This window comes from Bacillus litorisediminis (genome assembly GCF_022808645.1).
Taxonomy (GTDB): domain Bacteria; phylum Bacillota; class Bacilli; order Bacillales; family JC228; genus Bacillus_BF; species Bacillus_BF litorisediminis.
This window is the reverse complement of sequence record NZ_JAKZKT010000108.1, coordinates 1-1,954: the sequence shown is the minus strand read 5'-3', so window position 1 is coordinate 1,954 and position 1,954 is coordinate 1. Positions and strand designations below refer to the sequence as shown.

Sequence of the window (1,954 nt, the reverse complement as noted above, 5' to 3'; positions counted from 1 at the left end):
GCAGGTGTGCGGCCGAGCCTAGGTCGTATCATATAACGGGTGGGATTCCCGTCGAGTAAGAACTAGCCATTCACTCGTAGCGAGTCTTGGAGGGCTAAAGGTAACTTTAGTCTTTAAGCGTAGACAGTAAGGTGGCGGGCCGAAAACCAAATGGTTGAAGGGATTGAGCTCCATAATGTTAGTAATTCAAGAGGGCTGATGCTTTACCTGCAGCAGAAAGCAACATTTCATTCGTCGTAAATGGCAAGAAGAATGAAACCTCTTTGGAGTCAGAGACCTCGGCACGTTATACATTGATATGATACGGCAACTCGGGAGACCCTACCGGTCTTTTCTATTTTTTCTTTTAGAAGAGTATGGTGTACAAGCGATACAAAGCAAGGAAACCAAATGCCGTTGTAGGGAGTCGGATAGCAGCGTAGTACCAATGAAGTTGGGTAATGCTGATGGAGGAAAGGCTAGCTACCAGTTATCACCCTTACTAGGGACACATTTACTACACGCAGAGGTAGGAACAATAAATGGAAACAAAACTACTAAGGATAGCAGAATTAGCAAAATCGGATCCTAAAATGAAATTTACATCTCTTGCGCATCTGCTAAATGAGCAAGCACTAGTTCAATGTCATCTTGAATTACCTAATAAGAAGGCAACTGGGGTTAATGGAACAACTAAAGAGCAATACAGTGAAAATCTAAAAGAATACATAGAGGATTTAGTAAATAGGCTTAAAAGCAAGAGTTATCGTCCTGTTCCAGTAAGGAGAATGTATATTCCAAAGCTCAATTCAAACAAGAAAAGACCATTGGGAATACCAGAACATGAAGATAAGATTGTTCAAAAAGGCATTACAAAGATACTAAATACCATCTATGAAAATGACTTCCTAGACTGCTCTTTTGGTTTCCGTCCCAATCGTAACTGCCATGATGCATTGAAAATACTGAACTATTACATTGAAAAGAAATCAGTAAATTATGTAGTAGATGTAGATATCAAAGGATTCTTTGACAACGTTGACCACAAATGGATGATGGAGTTCCTAAAACTACGAATTGCTGACCCCAACCTACTTAGAACAATTGGTAGGTTTCTTAAAGGTGGATATATGGAGGAAGGTAAGAAATACAAGACAGACACTGGCACACCGCAAGGTGGAGTTATATCTCCGATATTAGCCAATGTATATCTCCATTATGTCCTCGATTTATGGTTTGAGAAAAGGGTTAGAAAACAGTGTAAGGGCCAAGCATACATGGTGAGATATGCAGATGATTTTGTTTGTTGTTTTCAATCTAAGAGTGAGGCTCAACAATTCTTTCAATCATTAAAATCTAGATTAAAGAAATTTAACCTAGAAATAGCTGAGGATAAAACCAAAATAATTCCCTTCGGGCGGTATGCCGAGAAAGATGCAAAACAGAAGGGAAACAAGAAGCCAGCAACCTTTGATTTCATTGGATTTACTCACTATTGTGGGAAAAGTAAACAAGGAAACTTTCGGGTGAAACGCAAAACCAGTAGGAAGAAAATCCAAGGCAAGCTAAAAGAAACTAAAGAATGGTTAAAGAATAATAGAAATAAAGATATTCATATGATTATGGATAGATTTAAACGCTCACTTACTGGGTATTACAACTATTATTGCATCACCGATAATACTCCAAGTGTAAACAAATTCAGAGACAAAATCGGATACATACTATTTAAATGGCTCAATAGAAGAAGTCAAAGGAAATCATTTACCTGGGATAAATTCAGACTCTTTCTTACTAAACATCCATTACCTTACGCAAGAGTGAAGGTTAATATATACGAGTTAAGAAAAGAGCTAAGCTACATTTTGTGAATGATAACTAGGAGGAGCCGTGTGCGTGAGTAGCGCAAGCACGGTTCTGTGAGGGGGGAGAATACAATCTACCGAGAGGTAGAGAGGTTCTCTTCTACTCGACT

The 1,954-nt window shown here is 38.7% G+C and carries 1 protein-coding gene; it reads left to right on the top strand.

What is annotated here, in order from left to right; translation table 11 throughout:
• Window positions 1-521: 521 nt before the first annotated feature.
• Window positions 522-1,850, top strand: coding sequence for a group II intron reverse transcriptase/maturase (gene ltrA, locus MLE14_RS22150; protein WP_243300529.1), 1,329 nt, complete (start codon window positions 522-524; stop codon window positions 1,848-1,850).
• Window positions 1,851-1,954: the final 104 nt, after the last annotated feature.